The organism is Saccharothrix longispora (assembly GCF_030852425.1).
Lineage (GTDB): Bacteria > Actinomycetota > Actinomycetes > Mycobacteriales > Pseudonocardiaceae > Actinosynnema > Actinosynnema longispora.
In genome coordinates this window covers 75527-92439 of sequence record NZ_NSDM01000022.1, presented here as the reverse complement: position 1 = coordinate 92439, position 16913 = coordinate 75527, and the positions used below count along the sequence as shown (strand labels likewise).

Annotated in this window: 3 protein-coding genes (1 of these 3 cut by a window edge); 2 read left to right on the top strand and 1 reads right to left on the bottom strand. The window is 73.4% G+C overall.

The window, feature by feature from the left end:
• Nucleotides 1–639: hypothetical protein (locus tag CKY47_RS33855; RefSeq protein WP_306750440.1), on the top strand; the 639-nt coding region annotated here is incomplete at its 5' end.
• Between the two features lie 81 nt (nt 640–720).
• Here the strand turns inward: CKY47_RS33855 and CKY47_RS33850 are convergent.
• A complete protein-coding gene (locus CKY47_RS33850; RefSeq protein WP_306750439.1) occupies nt 721–2661 on the bottom strand; it encodes an Hsp70 family protein in 1941 nt (646 codons plus the stop codon).
• A gap of 492 nt (nt 2662–3153) precedes the next feature.
• Here CKY47_RS33850 and CKY47_RS33845 point away from each other — a divergent pair, with 492 nt between their 5' ends.
• On the top strand, nt 3154–16913 hold the 5' portion of the coding sequence (locus CKY47_RS33845) for a WXG100-like domain-containing protein (RefSeq protein WP_306750438.1). Its footprint extends 21322 nt past the window's final position; the window shows 13760 of its 35082 coding nt (coding positions 1–13760); the start codon lies at nt 3154–3156; its stop codon lies beyond the right edge, outside the window.

The following is a 16913-nucleotide window of genomic DNA, read 5'->3' as shown; positions in this document are numbered from 1 at the left end:
TTCTGGCCCGGGCGGGGGCTGAACACGGGGGTGAAGAGCGCGTTGTCGCTGGCGGGCACGCTGCGCTCGAAGTGGCAGGGCAGGCGGTTCCGCTCCTCGGACTTCTCCGCGCACGAGGGTCTGATGCAGCAGTTGCAGTACCGGGAGAAGTCACGGGCCTGGACCACGATGCTCATGCCCGACCAGGACGGAATGCCCAGGCTGGTCGAGGACCGGCTGCGCGACGGCCTGGAGGGCCCGCACGACCGTGCCGCGCTGGTCCGGGTGCTGTTCGAGCGGGTGAAGGACGTCAAGGCGCGGATGACCGGGCGCATGGGGCCCTTGCCCGCGGACGAGTGGTACCTGGAGCGCATCAACGGCCTGCACGTGAAGACGCTGGGGCAGCTCGTCGAGTCCGGTCCGTGGATCACCCGCGAGATCGGCGGCGACGAGATCTCGGTGGACGTCGACTTCGCCGACATCGCGACCGACCCGAACCCGCCGCTCCCGGTCCTCGTGCCGCAGGTCGATCCCGAGCAGACGACCCTCACGCCGCTGCGCGCCCTGATGGCCGCAGCACGACCGCCTGCCCCGGCGGGGTGCTCGGAACCGACCGTCCTCACGTCGCTGAGCGACGTGCTCCCGGTCGCCAACGCCTGATCCGGCACCCCACCGCTGACCGACGGACGCCGCACCGGGCTTCGGCCCGGTGCGGCGTCCACGAGCGGAACGCGGTGCGGATCAGCCGAGGGCCTCGCACGGGGTGGCGTCCGGGTCTTGGGCGGCTCCCGGCACCCAGCGCACGTGGTGGAGGGTGGCGTCGAGCCGGCCCGCCGTCGTGAGCAGGAAGGGGGTGTTGACCTTCCTCGGGTCGAGGCCGGCGGCGGTGAAGCACGTGATCGGGATCTTCACGCTCCGCTCCGCACCGATCGGCAGGCGGCGCAGGAGCCCGGTGGCGTCGAGTTCGGCGGCGCACGGGTAGACGCAGTGCACGGCGAGCGCCGTGGTGGCGGTCGGCTTCTGGTGCAGGGTCAGGTCGATGACGAGCGCGCTCGGGGCGTCGGCGTAGGTGCTGAGGTCCGTGCCGCCGTCGGTGTGCTGGAGGTAGACCTGGCCGGGCGCCGTGCCGCTCCACGTCACCCGCAGGCCCGCGGCTCCGTCAGGGGACGCGGAGATGGCCTGGTAGGCGGCGGTGTTGTCCTCACCGATGGCCGTGCCCGCCCAGTCGTCCTCGGCGCTGCCGAGCATGCCGCGGTACGCGGTCGCCCCCCGACCGCCGTAGACCTCCAGTTCGGGTCCGCTCACCGCTCGCTGCCGCACCGTCGAAGGGCTCGCCGAACCGGGCGCGGAAGGTTGCGCCGAACCGGGTGCGGGAGACTGCGCCGAGCTGACGCCGGCGGCCCGTTCATCGCCTCGAGGGTCGCCGCTGAACGCCAGGGCCGCGGTCGTACCGACCGCCACGACCGCGAGCACCGCCGCCGCCGGGACGAGCCACGGGCGCTTCCGCTTCGACGACGCCGTGCGCGCGGAGCCGGTGGGCGGGGTGGCACGAGCCGCGCCGACGGGCGGAGCACCGACCGGTGCACCGGTCACGGGTGACTGGCGTGCCGGCGTGGGGACCGATGCGATGTTCCGGGCGATGGCCGCCGCGCCGAGGGCGACGGTCAGCTTGGGGTGCAGGCCGACGTGGATGGGTTTGCCGAAGGTGGCGGAGACCATCTGCGCGACGAGGGGGATGCGGGAGGAACCGCCGGCGAGCAGCACGCCGGTGAGGTCGTCGGGGCGCAACCCGGCGGAGTGGATGGTGCGGTGCAGCGCCTCCGTCGTCAACGACACCGAGTGGCGGACCATGTCGTTGAACCGCAGCCGGGTGATCGTGACCTGCCGGGTGTCGCCGGGCAGCGGCGAGGGCAGCGTGACGTCGGGCTCGGTGGACAGCTGCTGCTTGGCCTCGACGCACAGCGCGCGGGCGGCGGCCAGGACGGCGGCGGTCTCGGGGGCGGTGGGGTCGAGGGCGGTGAGCGCCCCGTCGAGCAGGGCGTCGAGGTGCGCCAGCACGGCTTGGTCGAAGTCGATGCCGCCGAGGCGCTCGACGCCCTCGGGGGTGCCGAGGATGCGCATGCCACCGTCCTGCGCGCGCAGGACGGTGGCGTCGAAGGTGCCGCCGCCGAGGTCGTAGACGGCGATGAGCTCGCCGTCCCCCAGCCGGCGCTCCGCGCTGTAGTGGGTCGCGGCGGCCTCGGGTTCGGTCACGACGCGCACGTCGGTCAGGCCGGCGAGGCGGTGCACCTCGTCGAAGTGCTCGCGCCGGTAGGGACCCCACACCGCCGGGCAGGTCAGCACCACCGCGTCCGGCGGACCGCCCTCGTGGGCCGCCACCGCGGCCACCACGTCGCGCAGTTGCGCGGCCAGCAGCGCCGAGGGCGCGTAGGGAGCACCCCCGACGACGAGCGGCGCGGGGTCGCCGAGCCTGCGCTTGTGCCCACGCGAGACCCGCGTCGGATCGGTGGTCGCGGCCGCCTCGGCCGCGTCACCCGTCAGCAGCGTGCCGTCCGCCCCGGCGAACACCGTGGACGGGGCCACGACGTCGCGACCCAGCGGCACCACCCTCGTGCCGGACTGCCCGGACACGGCCGCCGCCGTGAACGTCGTGCCCAGATCGATGCCCAGCCCGTACCCCACCGTCGAACCTCCTCGCGTGCCGCGTCACCGGCATCCTCACGCCTGCCGCGTCGCGGCACCCCGCCGGAAGGTCGCGTGCTGCCCCTTCGGGAACGCCACCATGCCTGTTCACTTCTTCGGGGGGACGGGCACCTGCCTGACGCCGGTGCGATCCGGTCGTGGCGGTGCCGGACTCGTACGGGCCTCGGCCACGCTGACCGAACGGGCAGCGGCCTCTTCGCCATCGGGCCGGTCGCGCGGGCGGCCGTTGTCAGGACCGTCCCGCTTCCGCTCCACTGTGGAGCACCGCACCGCAGGTCAGGGGATCGACTGTGGACACGCGGCACGCCGGGCTGCTCCGACTCGCGCACGTCGGCGTGGAGGAGTCGGGCAGGGCACTGGAGCCGGTGGGCGCGGACGACCACGTGCTCGGTGAAGCCGCGCCAGGCGGACCGGGGCGTGCCCCACCGCGTACGTACACAGCGGGAAACCGCAGGACCGACGGAGCCCACCTTGCCCGTTCACCTCGATCCGTCCAACGGCGGCAACGTCTGGGCGATCCTGCTCGCCGGGCAGAAGATCCCGGAGATCGACTCCCAGGCGGCCTACGCGCTGGCGTCCGGGTGGGGCGCGGCCGGGCAGCAGGTGCGGGGTCTGGAACAGCAGCTGAACGGGTTGCGCGGGCACATCGAGAACGGCGTGGGCGGCGCGACGGCTCGGGCGTTCCGCTCCTACATGCGCAACCTCGACGAGGTCCTCGCCACACTGGCCGCCGTCCCCCAGGCCCAGTCCGAGTCGCTGCACCGACTGGCCCTCCAGGTCGAACACACCGAGTACTCGATCGTCATCGAGCTGTCGTTCTTCGCCCAGGCCATCGCCTGGTCGATGGCCAGCCCCTTCACCGCACCGCTGCTGCCCTCCATCGTCACCGCCGGCCGGATGGCCGTGGCCCGGCTGATGCAACGCCTGCACTGGGCCGCGCGCATCCTCGCCGAAGCGCTCCAGGAAGGCGTCGAGGAGGTCCTGCAGGACGCACTCGCGCAGCTCATCCAGTTCATCGAGCGCAACCGCGAACAGTGGGACGCCATGAACACCCTGCTGTCCGCCATCGGCGGCGCGGCGGCCGGTGGCCTGATCGGCGGCGCGCACCAGGTGATCGGCAAGCTCAGCCCCAAGCTCTCGGACAACCCGTTCGTCCACGGCGGGGTGGAGGGCGGCGCCGAGGGCATCGTCGGCGTCGGCATGGGGCTCGCCCTGGGCCAGAGCCTGGACGACGTGTGGACCGGCGTCGTCGGGGGTGCGTTCACCGGGACGACGCAGGCCGCCGTCGACAACTACTTCGGCGTCGACGGCTTGGACGACGTCGACGTCGACGTCCCGGACTTCTCCGGCATGGAGGTCGAGGACGTCGCCGGCCCGGAGACCGGCACCGGTGTCCCCGAGGAAGGGCCGAACACCGGCGCCGTGCTGGCGGAGCAGCCTCCCGAGACCTCCGACGAAACCTTCGGTGACGGTTTCGGCGAGGTGTTCGGCGAACAGCCGCAGGAGCCGAGCACCGAGTCACCGGATGGCCTGGTCGACGCGCCGCCGGTCGACGGAGCGCCGGATGACCTCATGGAGGAGCAGCCGGGTGTCCCGCAGCCCGGCGACGAGCCGCCGGCGCAGACCGGGGACCACTCGGCGGACGAGCCGATCGCGGGCACCGGCATCGGCAACGACCCCACCAGGGAACTGGGACAGGCCGTCGGCACCGGTGCCGGCGCGGCGGTCGGCGCGGCGGGAGCCGCCGCGCTCGTCGCGGGCTTCCTGGGCGGTCAGACCAGGGTGGACACCCCACCCCCGGGAGCGCAGGGCACGACACCGCAACCAGGCGCCGCCCCGTCGCAGGACGGCACCCCGTCCGCCACGACACAGCGTCCCCACGACCCCGCCGCTGTCGGCATCGGCGGGGCGCCCGGTCCCCAGGACCTGACCGCCCCGCTCGCACCTCCCGGTGCGTCCGACCAGGGCCCTCAGCCCTCCGGCATCCCGCTGGCACCCGTCACGGGCCCCTCCGACGACGCGCTGCCGCCGCCGCTCGGAGCCGACGAGCGGGATTCGCAGTTCGGGGCGACCGGTGCGCAGCAGGCGGCCTCGGACGAGGCGGCGACGGGACCGGCTCTCCGCACGACCCCCTTCCAGCAGGGGGACCACACCGGCGTGCCGGAGAGCGGCGCCACGACACCGACCGCCGACCAGGGCGTGCAGGCCGCGCCCGGCCAGGGCGACCGGACCGGCACGACCGGTTCACCGCAGCGGCAGGACGGGTACACCGCATGGCCGGCAGCGGACGGCACGTCGTCCCCGCTCCTGGTGGAGCAGACGTCGACCGCGACGGCGCAGCCGGCGGCCGACACCCCGTCGCAGCAGGGCGGCACGACCCCGGTCGCGGCCCAGGGTCCGCGGTGGACCGCCGAACTGGTGCGACAGGACGCGCTCGAATCACGTGACCTGCTGGACGCCTTCGACCCCCTTGCCCGCGAAGCGTTCCTGGACAGGGCGACGGCGATCGTGTCCGCGATCCCGGTGGACGACCCCGCGGTCAACGACAACCTCGTCACGGTGGTCGCCGCCCACCTGGCCGAGGGGCGTGGTGACGAAGGGGGCGGGGAGTTCGCGCACACGATCGCCAGGGACCTCGGCATCCTCCCGCAGGCCGACCCGACCGGTCGAGGTGACACCGCGGACCACCCCGGCACGGCGACGACCGCGTCCCCGGTCCCGCCGACGCAGGCCGCACCACTGCCTCTCCCGCACTCCGCGCCCCCCGCCCCGAACCCGGCCTCGACCGGACCAGGGCAGTCCGCGGTCGCACAGGGCCCGTCCCCGCACGCCACCACCCCTGCCCCGACGGCAGCGGAACGCACACCGCCCCCCGACCCCGGACGCCCCCGGTGGACGGAATCCGCGCTGCGGCTGGACGCGGCGAAGTCGGTGCGGGAGTTGGGGGAGTACGACGCCGCGGTGGTGGAAGACGCCATCAAGGGCGCCGTGGAGATCGTGTCCGCGATCCCGGGGTTGGAACAGGCCCTGGAAGACGATCTCACCGCGGTCGTCGCCCTGCACTTGGTACAGGAGCACGGCGGCCAGGCCGCCGCGGACTTCGCGCGGTCGCTCGTCCACGACCTCCGAGGGGCTTCGCGGGTGGAGACCGTTGAAGCGCCGGTCGCCGTCGACCTGCCGGACGCGGAGGACGCCGGGCCTTCGGTGAGGTCGGAGTCCCCCGTCGGCCCGGCCGTGGCGCTGGGGGAGTCGGTGCTCGCCCCGTCGGAGGAAGGTGCGCGGTCCGAGCCGGTGGTGGCCGGCCCCGGAACAGGTGACGGCTCTCCGACGCCGTTGTCCGCCGCGTCGAATCCCGCGGGGTGGGGCCCGTCGTGGGCGGGTCGTGCGCCCGCGGCGGGCGGTGGTGGCCCGAGGTGGACGAAGGCGGCGTTGCGGCTGAATGCGGCGGAGTCCTCGCGGACGTTGGCGGAAATCGACCCCGCGATCCGGAAGTCCGTCACGGATCGGGCCGTGAGGATCGTGTCCACGATCCCCGGTCTGGACACGACTGCGCGTGACGACCTCGTCGAGGTGGTCGCGGTGCACCTGGAGGAGGGGCACGACGACGGGCACGGGCTCGCCCACGCCCAGGTGATCGCCGGGGACCTGGGCATCGACCCGTCCGGTGCCGACCCCCTCGGACCGCCGGTGTCCGTCGACCAGGCCACCGACTGGTCGGACGAGAGGAGTGACCTGGCCGACGACTCCGAGCGACAACCGCGGGTGCAGACCCCGACCCCCGACTCGTGGACGCCGGAATCCGCGGCGCGCGCGGCCGACGAGGTGGTCGGCGCGCGCCTGGAGAAGCTGACGCCGTCGCAGCACAGCGAGCTGATGAACACCGCGGCGACGATCGTCAGCGAGCACCACCACGCGCCGCTCGTCATCGGGACGCCCACACCGGACGAGGCACGCCGGCGGCAGTTGCTCGACGAGATCACCACCGTCGTGGCGCACGCGCTCCACACGGGTACGGAGGAGGCCGCCCGGGAACTGTCCCGGACGTTGGCGACGAGGTTCGGCACCCGGCGCCGTACCGGGCTGCCGGGAGGGAGCCGACCAGCGGCGCTCCCGCACACCGCGGGCGGCCCCTCACACGTCGAACCGGACGAGTCCGATGAGAAGGACACCGGGTCCCCCTCCTCCCCGGTCGACGGTCCCCAGGCCGGTGCTCACGCGGTTCCGCTCCCGGACGCCCCGGCGGCACCGGCGGAGGACACCGCCGACTACGGGACGGCGTCCGAGGGCAGCGGCGTCTACGAGACGGCGTCCGAGAGCGGGCGGACCGCCGGTGACACCGCGTCCCGGAGCGAGGACCCCGCACCGGCAGAGGAGATCCCCGCCGAGGACGACGGGCAGGAGTCGCCGCGAACCCTGTCCGCGGACTCCCTGCCCGACTACCTCCGCAGCGGCCAGGCGCTCGGCGTGGCCTCGGCCGCCGCCTCCGCGAACGGCAGGGAACGGGTGCTCGCGGCCCTGGACGTGATGCTCCCGAAACCCGACGGCGTGCGGCCCGAGGGCGTCGAGGAGGTCGAGCGCGCCCTGGAGGAGGAGTTCGAGTCGCTGCTGGGCACCGGCCGGACCTTCCAGGTGCGGGTCGGCAACAGGTGGTACGAGGCGCGCGTCACCGCCACGCCGCAGTTCCCGGACGGGGAGATCCCCGTCTTCCGGCCCGATGGCGCGGCCCTGCTCGACCTGCGGGTCAACACCGTCGTCTCCTCGGGCACCGTCACCGACAGCGCCTCCGCCGGGGACCTCGCGATCGCGGCGATGGCCAGCCAGGGCGTCGGCGCGTACGCGATGGCGATCGGGAGGACGCCGCGCGCGCACCCCCACACCTACACCAACACAGGGGACTCGGTCACCGACCAGACCATGATCCGGTCGGGGCCTTCCGGGCGGATCACCGTGCCCGTCCGCTACACCGTGGTGCTGAAGGACGACCTCGGGCGCGGGAAGGGGAGCGCCGAGGTGTCCGGCGACGGGGTGGACGTCACCCTCGGCATCCCCGACGACCTGACCAGGGCCATCGACTCCGGCACCCGCTCGGGACCGGTCACGCCGGAGGACCCCGGCTGGGGCGCGAAGCTGGAGCACCCGTTCCCCGAGGCCGTCACCGACCTCGACACCGACACGTCCTTCGCCGACGTCGCGGCCAGGCTGCACCCGTCGGTGACCGCGATCGGCGCCGCCGGTCGCACCACGCTCCGCGAGTTCCTGTCGCCCACCGGCATCCGGGACCAGTTCGTCCCGATGCTCAACGGCTGGGTCACCTCCCCGGACCTGGTCAGCGCGCACGGCGCCCACTCGGCCGTCGTGCGCATGAAGGCCGTGCTGCGCGACGCCGAGCTGGTCGGCACCGACGAGGCGTGGCGGCTGCGCAACCGGGGACAGCTGGTCAGCGGCAGCGGGGTCAGCGCGTCGATCGCCGGCGGGTTCGACGCCCGGCTCGCGGTCGGCGGCGGTGTGGGTCTGCCGACGCCGGTGCTCATCGGTGTCGGCGTCACCGGCGGCTACTCCGCGCGGACGGCCGAGAGGTCGTCCGCCGGCAGCGGCACCATGCTGCGCAGCGGCCTGGAGATCAAGCGGGACGTCGGCCTCTACAAGATCACCACCGACCTGCTGGTGCGCGCCTCCACCGGACCGGACACCACGATCCCCGTGACGACCTACCTGCGGGTGGGCATGGGCGAGGCGGCAGACCTGGGCCTGCCGACGACCACGTCCGCCGGCCTCGTCAAGGAGGGCACCGCGGGCACGCGCTCCGCACTGGCGCACCTCACCGACGGCCTGGCCGCGGGCACCCTCCGGGTCGGCGCGTTCACCCCGGCGGACGACGTGCAGCCGCAGGTGGAGGCCGCGCTGAAGAAGCTGCCCGGGTTCGAGCGGTTCCTGCCCGACTGGAACCTCGACGGCGTGCACCCCCGCAAGGTCCGCGGGAACGCCACCGACGTGGCCGAGCAGCTGGGCAACCTGCGCGAGCTGACCACGAAGCTCTCGCCGACGGCGCTGCGGGGCAGCATGGAGGAGCTGCTCGGCAGCGGCGTCCGGGTCCGGCTCACGCGGCGCGGCTGGTTCACCGACCAGCACGTCTCCGTCGTGGTCAAGGCGAAGCTGGGGCCCGGCACCCACCGGGGCGAGGTCGAGAAGCACCACATCCGCCACTACACGGCCGCGAGCCCCAGGCTGGGCAGCTCCACCACCACCGCGAAGATGTGGAACGTCGGCCTGGAAGGGCGGGTCGGCGGCCTGTGGCGGTCCGTCGCCAACGTCGTCGGGCTGTTCCAGAGCGCGGTGCGCCTGCACTTCGGCACGACGACCAGGGCCGCCGGCGGTCCCGTCGTCGAAGCCAGCTCCCTGGACATCGGCAGCCCCGGCGCGCACCTCTTCGAGCACGACGTCGAGTTCGACGTCGAGATCACCTCCTACAACCGCCCCCGCTCGTGGTGGCGGTGGCTGGCTCCCGGAACGCCGTTCCGGGAGCTGCCGGAGCCGCTCGTGGTGGCGCGCACGGTCGACCTCGCGCGGTCGCTGGACCCGGCTGAACGGGACAACCCCGACGTGCTGCCGCTGATCCGCGGCCCGGTTCGGCTGTGGATGGGCGAGGGGGCGACCGTCGGGGCGGACCCGGAGCGATTCCGCCCCGGCAAGCCCAGCACGGTGCCGCTGTCCCCGGCCGGGGGCATCGCCTCGCTCCTCAACCCGGGCTCGGCACGTCCGCACCACGAGTGGGTGCACGTGGAGGCCGTGGCGCACACCGAGGCGCTGGGCGAGGCCGTCGTCGAGGCGCTGACCCGGGCGTCGGGCGGCGACGCGTCGCTGACCGCGCCCGGCAGCGAAGCACGCCACCAGCTGGACCGGCTCCTCAGCCCGACGGCCCTCAAGACCACCATGCACCAGTGGGTCCACACCGGCGTCATGGCCGGCGAGCTGCGCTACAACCGCGGGGTGACCGACCGGGTCGGTGCGGTCGGCATGGTGATGGACCTGTCCAACCCGCGCCGCGTGAGCGTGGCGGACACCACGTCCTCGGAGAACTCGGCCACCGGCGGTTCCTACGCGGTCGGTGGGAGGTCCGTCGTCCGCGCCCTGGACTGGATCGTCAACCTGGGCGGCACCGCGCGCCGCAACGTGGCCTCCCCGAAGGGGCTGGGCGGCCTCAACGTCCTGCTCCGGTGGATGCCGCGACTGCGGTCGAAGTCCGACACCCGCGTGCTCGTCGGACTGGTCGACCGCAACCGGGTGACGGACGAGAACTCCCGCACCGTGCTGGTGCAGATGGACGCCCTGGTGAGCGTCATCGCCGAGAGCCGGAAGGAGAACACCCTCCACGCGGCCGCGATCGGGATGGCCGGCGTGGCCGTCGCGCTGCCCGGCGCCGTGTTCGTGCGGGTCGACGAGGCGACCGCGATCCGGATGGGTGTGCTGCCCGACGTCGGATCGGCGTTGGAGCCGATCCCGGAGGCGGACGAGTCGGTCCAGCAGGAGTCGGCCGAGGAGGAGTCGGTCCAGCAGGAGCCGGCCCCGCGGACGCCGGAGACTCTCCACCCGCCGCGGCTCCTGGTGCCGGGCCGACCCGCGACACTGGCGACGGGACTGCTGGAGCCGGGGCGCGACGCCGACCTGTCGGCGGCGGTGTGGAACCTGGTCGACCAGGTGCGCGGGAACGCGGACACCTCGTCCGGGCACGGGCTGCTGCCGGACTCCGTCCTCGACGACCTCATGAACAACCTCCGACGCCTGGCCGACTTCACCACGCCGACCAGCACGAAGGCGCTCATCGACGGTGCGCTCGACGGCGGCGTGCCGCTCCTGCTGCACAAGCCCGGCAAGGGCGTGGGCAAGGACGTCTACCAGGTGACGCTCAAGGCGAGCCTCGTCGACGAACCGCGCTTCGACGGCGTCGTGAACGACGGCGCGAACATCGAGCACGCGATCGTCGGCCTGCGGCGCCACGTCGACGGCACGGCACGGGCCAGCGGCTGGAACGCGATCCTGCGCGCCCCCGGTGCCCACGCCACCGATCCCCAAGGCGGCAACCCGGCCAACACCGTCGGTGTGATGCCCACCGCCGGTACCGCCCGCACGCAGGTCGTCAACTGGTCCGCGGGGACCACCGACACCGTCCTCGTCGTGCGCGGCATGAGTGGCCCGATGGCCCTCTACGAGCTGCCGATCCGGTTCGAACTCGTCGTGCAGAAGGGGAACGAGGACATCGCCCGGGTGATCGGGGACCCGGTGGAGCTGCGCCTGCGCCGACAGGCCGATGTTCTCACCACCGTGCCACGCCCGGAAGAGCCCTACCGGGCCGAGGCCCACCTCCGGTCCGCCGAGGAGGCGCGGCTGGGGAACGTGGCCGCGTGGCGCGCCGGTGCCACCCCCGTCCCGAAGGCCGCCACCGTCGAGGAAGAGGTCGGCGTGCTCGACCTCCGGGGGGCCGCCGTCGCCGCGCTGCGCCAGGCGGCCCGGAGCACCGACGGCGGTCTCGGGTCCGCGGGGTCGCTGCTGTCCGCCCTGCGCTCCCACGAGCCGGCGGGCTTGACGGGCAAGGGCACCGGCGCGTTGAACACCCTGCTGTCCGCGTTGAGCCCCGAGCAGGTGCAGGCCGCCCTGCCCGGCATGGCCCGGGGTGGGGTGCTGGAGGTCCCGGACCTGCACGAGTCGTCGGTGGGGTGGGCCGACCGGGCCTCGCTGAAGGTGCACGCCAAGCTGGTCAACCCCAGGCTCGGCTCCCTCAGCGACGGGGCGTTCGACTACGACCTGTCGGTGGGCACGACGAGCGACGACACCACATCGGTGCGCGTGCAGGCGAGGGAGCTGTCCGGCGGCCTGGGCGCCGGCACCTTCAACCACGTGGAGCGCCACGCCGACGGCAGCCTCGACGGGCCGAACTCGGTCAACTTCGTCACCAACGGCATGGACGCACGGCACGTGTCGGAGGCCGTGGACGTCGTCACCGGGGGGAAGGAGAACTTCCGGCACGCCGACCGGCTGGTGATCGACCGCACCGGGGTGGTGGCGTTCGACGTGGAGTACCGGGTCGTCGCCGACCTGGGGGAAGGCCGCGTCGGGGTCTACGACCTGGCCGTCCCGGGCTCGGTGGGCCTGCGGATGCCGGTGGCCGACGCGGAGGCGGTGCTGGGCAAGCCCGTCGACGGCGACCTGGCCGCCGCCCAGGACGCGGTGGACGGAGCCGCGAAGGCGTGGCGCGAGGCCGAGGTCGAGGTCGAGAAGGCGCGGCACCACGTGCAGGACCTGGTGATGGCCGTGGAGCGGACCGACGCCCTGACCGCCGCCGAGGCGGAGGTCGAGAGGGGACGCGCCGAGGTGGCGGTGCGTGCCGAGGCCGAGCGCCTCGTGGAGGTGACCTCACCCGAGGAGGTCGTCGCGGCGAAGGCCGCGGTGGCCGACCTGGTGGCGCGGGAGTACACCGAGGGGCAGCGGTACACCGCCATTCAGCAGCAGGTACGCGCCACGCAGGAGGTGCTCGGGCAGGCGGAGGACGAGGTCCTCCGGGCCGTGCACGACCAGGAGTTGGCCAACCTGCAGGCGGACCTCCGGCGGCAGCAGGCCGTGGTGGACGGCCTGAACGCGGAGCTGAATGCCGCGCGCGAGCGGTTCACCGAGGCAGCCGAGTCCCGCTCCCGCGCCGAGGACGCCCGCCAGGCGTCGACCGCGGCACAGGCCCGCCTCGCCGCCGCCGAGGCCGCGGCGGCGGCCGCGCGCCGGGAACTCGACGCCCACCAGGACGGGCGCGCGCCGCACGGCCAGGTCGCCGCGGCGAAGAGCGCGCTGCGCACCGCGCAGGTCGCGGCGGGAACCGCGAAGCGGAAGTGGTGGCGGGCCAAGGCGGCGGTGGACCGGGAGATCGCCGGCTACAACACCCGCCCCCCGCTGACCCTGGACGACGTCCGGCACGTCCCGTTGACCGACTCCGCCGGTCGTCGGGTCGGTGTGGCCTTCCTGACCGGCACCGAGGCCGAGGTGGCGGCGGACGTGATGCGCGACCGCGGCGCCGGCCGGTTCTCCGTGGCGGTGCACCACGGTGACGACGGGTTCCGCGTGCCGTTGAGGTCAGGCGGCGAGGCGGTCCTCAAGGAAGCCGCGTTCCTGCGGCTGCTGCTGGCCTCGGACGTGGTGCCGCAGGACCGGAAGCTCACGCTGCTGGCGTGCGAGGTGCGCGACGTCGAGGCGCTGCGAGGCTGGGGCCGTGAGCTGGGACACCGCGGCGGCATCGAGGCGTTCCCGACGAAGGTGCGCTTGTCGCGGACCGGTGGGCTGGAAGTGCTGCCGCCGGGTGTCGAGCCCGCTCCTTCCGATGACGCGGTGGTGCTGGGGTCTACCGACCCCCGCGAGTACACCGTCACCGACAGGACCTTCCGCGACCGCTACTTCCCGACCGTCCCGCTGGCCGGCGACGGCCGGACTCTCGACTTCTCGTCCCTCCGGATGCTCGACTGCCCGGCCATCGCTTTCCCGAGCGACTGGCGCAACTGGTTCCACCTCCGGCAGATCGGCGCCAGGCTGCAACTATCCTTGTCCGGAGTAGTTGTCAGTCGGCGCGCGAAGCCGATCTTCGTGTTCGTGCCGGTGCGCGGCGACGACTTCTTGGTGCGAGGAGCGCTCGACGACGGCACCCGGTTGGCCGCCGAAGTGGCGGCGACCGCCACTTACCGCGACCATTTCGACGGTCGGGTATTCCTGATGCAGGACGGGGACGGGTCGCCCGACGACTACGAGCGGCGGGCGACGGTGTTCGCCGCGGCGTTGCGCGGTGAGGGGGCCTCCGTTGCCGTGGTCACCAACACCAAGCCGTTCCCGCGCTCGACCTTTGACCTGAGTGAGGTCAACCCGGTCATTTCGGCCGAGAGGGACGGGCGGTTCGAGATATGGGCACCGACCCCGCACTTGCCCCGGTACGAGGCGGGACCGCCTCCGCTGTACGTCCCGGTGGAATCGCTGGACGACCTCCAGCACGTGCCGCTGATCGGTGCCCAGGGTGAGTCGGTGGGCATGGCGTTCCTCACCGGGCATGAGGCCGATGTGGCGGTGGACGCGCTGCGCAGGACACCCCTGCGGCCCGGCCGGTTCGCGGTGGCGGTGCACCACGGCGAGGCCGGGTTCCGGGTGCCGCGGTCCGGTGGTGAGGTGGTGCTGGGGGACCAGGCGTTCCTGCGGCTGTTGCTGACGACGGGTGTGGTGCCGCGGGACGAGCAGATCGTGCTGCTGGCGTGCGAGGTGCGCGACGTCGAGGCGCTGCGCGGCTGGGGCCGTGAGCTGGGACACCGCGGCGGGATCGAGGTGTTCCCGACGAAGGTGCGCTTGTCGCGGACCGGTGGGGTGGAAGTGCTGCCGCCGGGTGTCGAGCCCGATCCTTCCGACGACGCGGTGGTGCTGGGATCGACCGACCCGCACGAGCACAGCTCCACCGCCGGCCCGGCCATCTTCTTCCCGAACGGCAGGCTGGACCTGTCCCACCTGAAGCGGGTTCACGGCAGACTGCGCCCGTCCTCATCACCACCGATCTTCGTGTACGTGCCGGTGCGCGGTGACGGCTTCCTGGTGCGGGGCGAGCCCGACGACGGCACCCGGTTGGCCGCCGAGGTGGCGCGGACCGCCACCTACCGCAATGACCCCCGCCCCCGGTTGCTCCTGATGCAGGACTGGGACGGGTCACCCGAGGAGTACACGCGGAGGGCGGCGGTGTTCGCCGAGGCGTTGCGCGGCGACGGGCCGTACCACCACGTGTTCACCAACACCAAGCCGTTCCCGCGCTCCTCCTTCGGGCAGTGGGCCGTCGACGTGGTCCAGGTTTCCCGGGCGCGGGTGACCGACCTGCTGCCGCAACAGCTGCGGAACGCCGAGGTCGATGATCTCGGCGTGTCGTTCCTCGCATGGGATGACAGGGTGCTGCTGGAGCGATTCGCCGACACCGCCGCGGAACACGTGCTGCGTGCGGCGCGGGTCATCGCGTCGGACCAGGATTCCGCGTACTTCCTCACCCCGCGGGGCACCGCCACCAGGGGTGATCGCGCCCGGCCCTTCCTGGTGTTCCTCAGCACCGGTGGGAACCAGTTCTTCATCGGGTCCCGGTTCACCATCGTGACGGCCAACGGCGTGCCCGCGTACCTGTCACTGCGGCAGATGGCGGAGCTGCTGGTGGCGCACCCGGACTTCCGGGCGCTGGCCGGGGGGCCGACGCGTCGACCGATGGTCCTGATCACCGTCGGCAGCGAGGACCCGGAAGCGGGTCGGCAACTGCTGGACGAGTTGGCGCGTCTCGACGGGCCGCGGATGCGCTACCTGTACGCGGGACCGATGCCCGTCTCGCCGGACGGTCGCAGCCTCCGGACCGCGCTTTCGAACGGCATCCGGGTCACCGGTCTCGTGTCGGCGGAAGGGCTCGTGCTCACCGGGCGCGAGCGGACCTTCCTCGCACCCCGATCGGGGGCCGCCGGCTCCCACCACGGTGACATCGCCATCGCACTGGAGAACGGGGCGCGGGTGGAGGGGCCGTGGGCCTCGGACCGGCCCGTCGTGGTGGCGCTGCCCACCACCGAGCGGCACGGTGCCGTCGCCGCCCACGACGACCGGCCGGTGGAGGTCGACGGCGCGCAGTTCGCCCGGATCATGCTCCAGGACCGGCGGTTCCGCGAGGCGCTGCGGTCGCCCTCCGACCCGGTGGTCCTGCTAGGGGAGAACGCGGGCGCGCTGGTGGGCCCCGAGGGGTTCGGCTTCGACTTCGCCTCGGTCCTGCGGGACTCGGGCGTGCCCAACCTGGTGTACGCCCCGACGGGCGGCCTCCGGATCACATCGCAGTCCATCACGGCAGGGGAGGACGGGCGGTTCGAGGTGGTGTCGGCGGTGCCCGCGTACGTGTCGCCTCCCCGATATGCGGAGGAGCAGCTCCCGCTGTACGAGGAGTTGGTCCTGGCGGCATCGCTGGACGACCTCCAGCACGTGCCGCTGACCGGTGCTTCGGGCGCGTCGGTGGGCATGGCGTTCCTCAGGGGGCGTGAGGCCGAGGTGGCGGTGGACGCGCTCGCGCTGCCCACGACGAGCCTCCAGCCCGGCCGGTTCGAGGTGGCGGTGCATCACGGTGAGGCCGGGTTCCGGGTGCCGTTGCGCTCCGGTGGTGAGGTGGTGCTGGAGGACCAGGCGTTCCTGCGACTGCTGCTGACGTCGGGCGTGGTGCCGACGCGTTCGACGCTGGCGTTGCTGACCTGCGACATCGAAGACGTCGAGCTGCTGCGGGGTTGGGCGCAGGAACTCGGGCACCAAGGTGGGGTCGACGTGCGTCCCGGCAGGGTGCGGTTGTCGCGGGTCGACGGGATTCGGTACCTGCGACCGGGTGACGAGCCCGAGCCCTCCGACGACGCGGTGGTACTGGGGTCGACCGACCCACACGAGGAGGACTCCGAGGTCGGACCGGTCATCTTCTTCCCGGGCGGCCGTCGGGCCCTGACCCGCCTGCAGGGGGTTCACGGCAAGCTGCGCGTCCAGTCGTCCGCGCCACGGGTCTTCGTGTACGTGACGGTGCGCGACGGCAGCTTCCTCGTGCGGGGGGAGCCCGACGACGGCGCGCGGTTGGCCGACGAGGTGGCGTGGAGCGCCACCTACCGCAACGCCCCGGCCGATGCCGAGGTGATCCTGATCCAGGACGGGGACGAGTCGTTCAGGGGCTCCACGATGCGGGCGGAGGCGTTCGCCGAGGCCCTGGGCGGCGTGCCGCACCGCGTCGTGACCACCAACACCGCCCAGCTGCCGAGCCTCATCGGCCCGCGAGGCTTCGACCTGGATCGCCTGAAGCTGGTCGACGTTTCCCGGACACGGCTGGCCGTTCCGGTGCCGCAACTGCTGCGGAACGCCGGGATCGGTGATCTCGGCGTGTCGTTCCTCGTCGAGGACGACCTCACGGTGCTCATGGCCAGGTTCGGCGGCATCGCGACGGACCAGACGCTGCGCCTGGCGAAGGTCGTCGGGACGAACGGGAAGGTCGTCTACCTCTCCACCCCGTGGAGCGCGGCTACCCGGGGCGATCGCGCCCGGCCGTTCCTGGTGTTCCTCAACAGCGGAAGGCGCGGGTTCGTAGTCCGGACGCCCCACGACCAGCACCTGCCCCTGTCACCGCGGCTCATGGCCGAGGTGCTGGTGGCGGACCCCGACTTCCGAGCACTGGCCGGTGGCCCGAC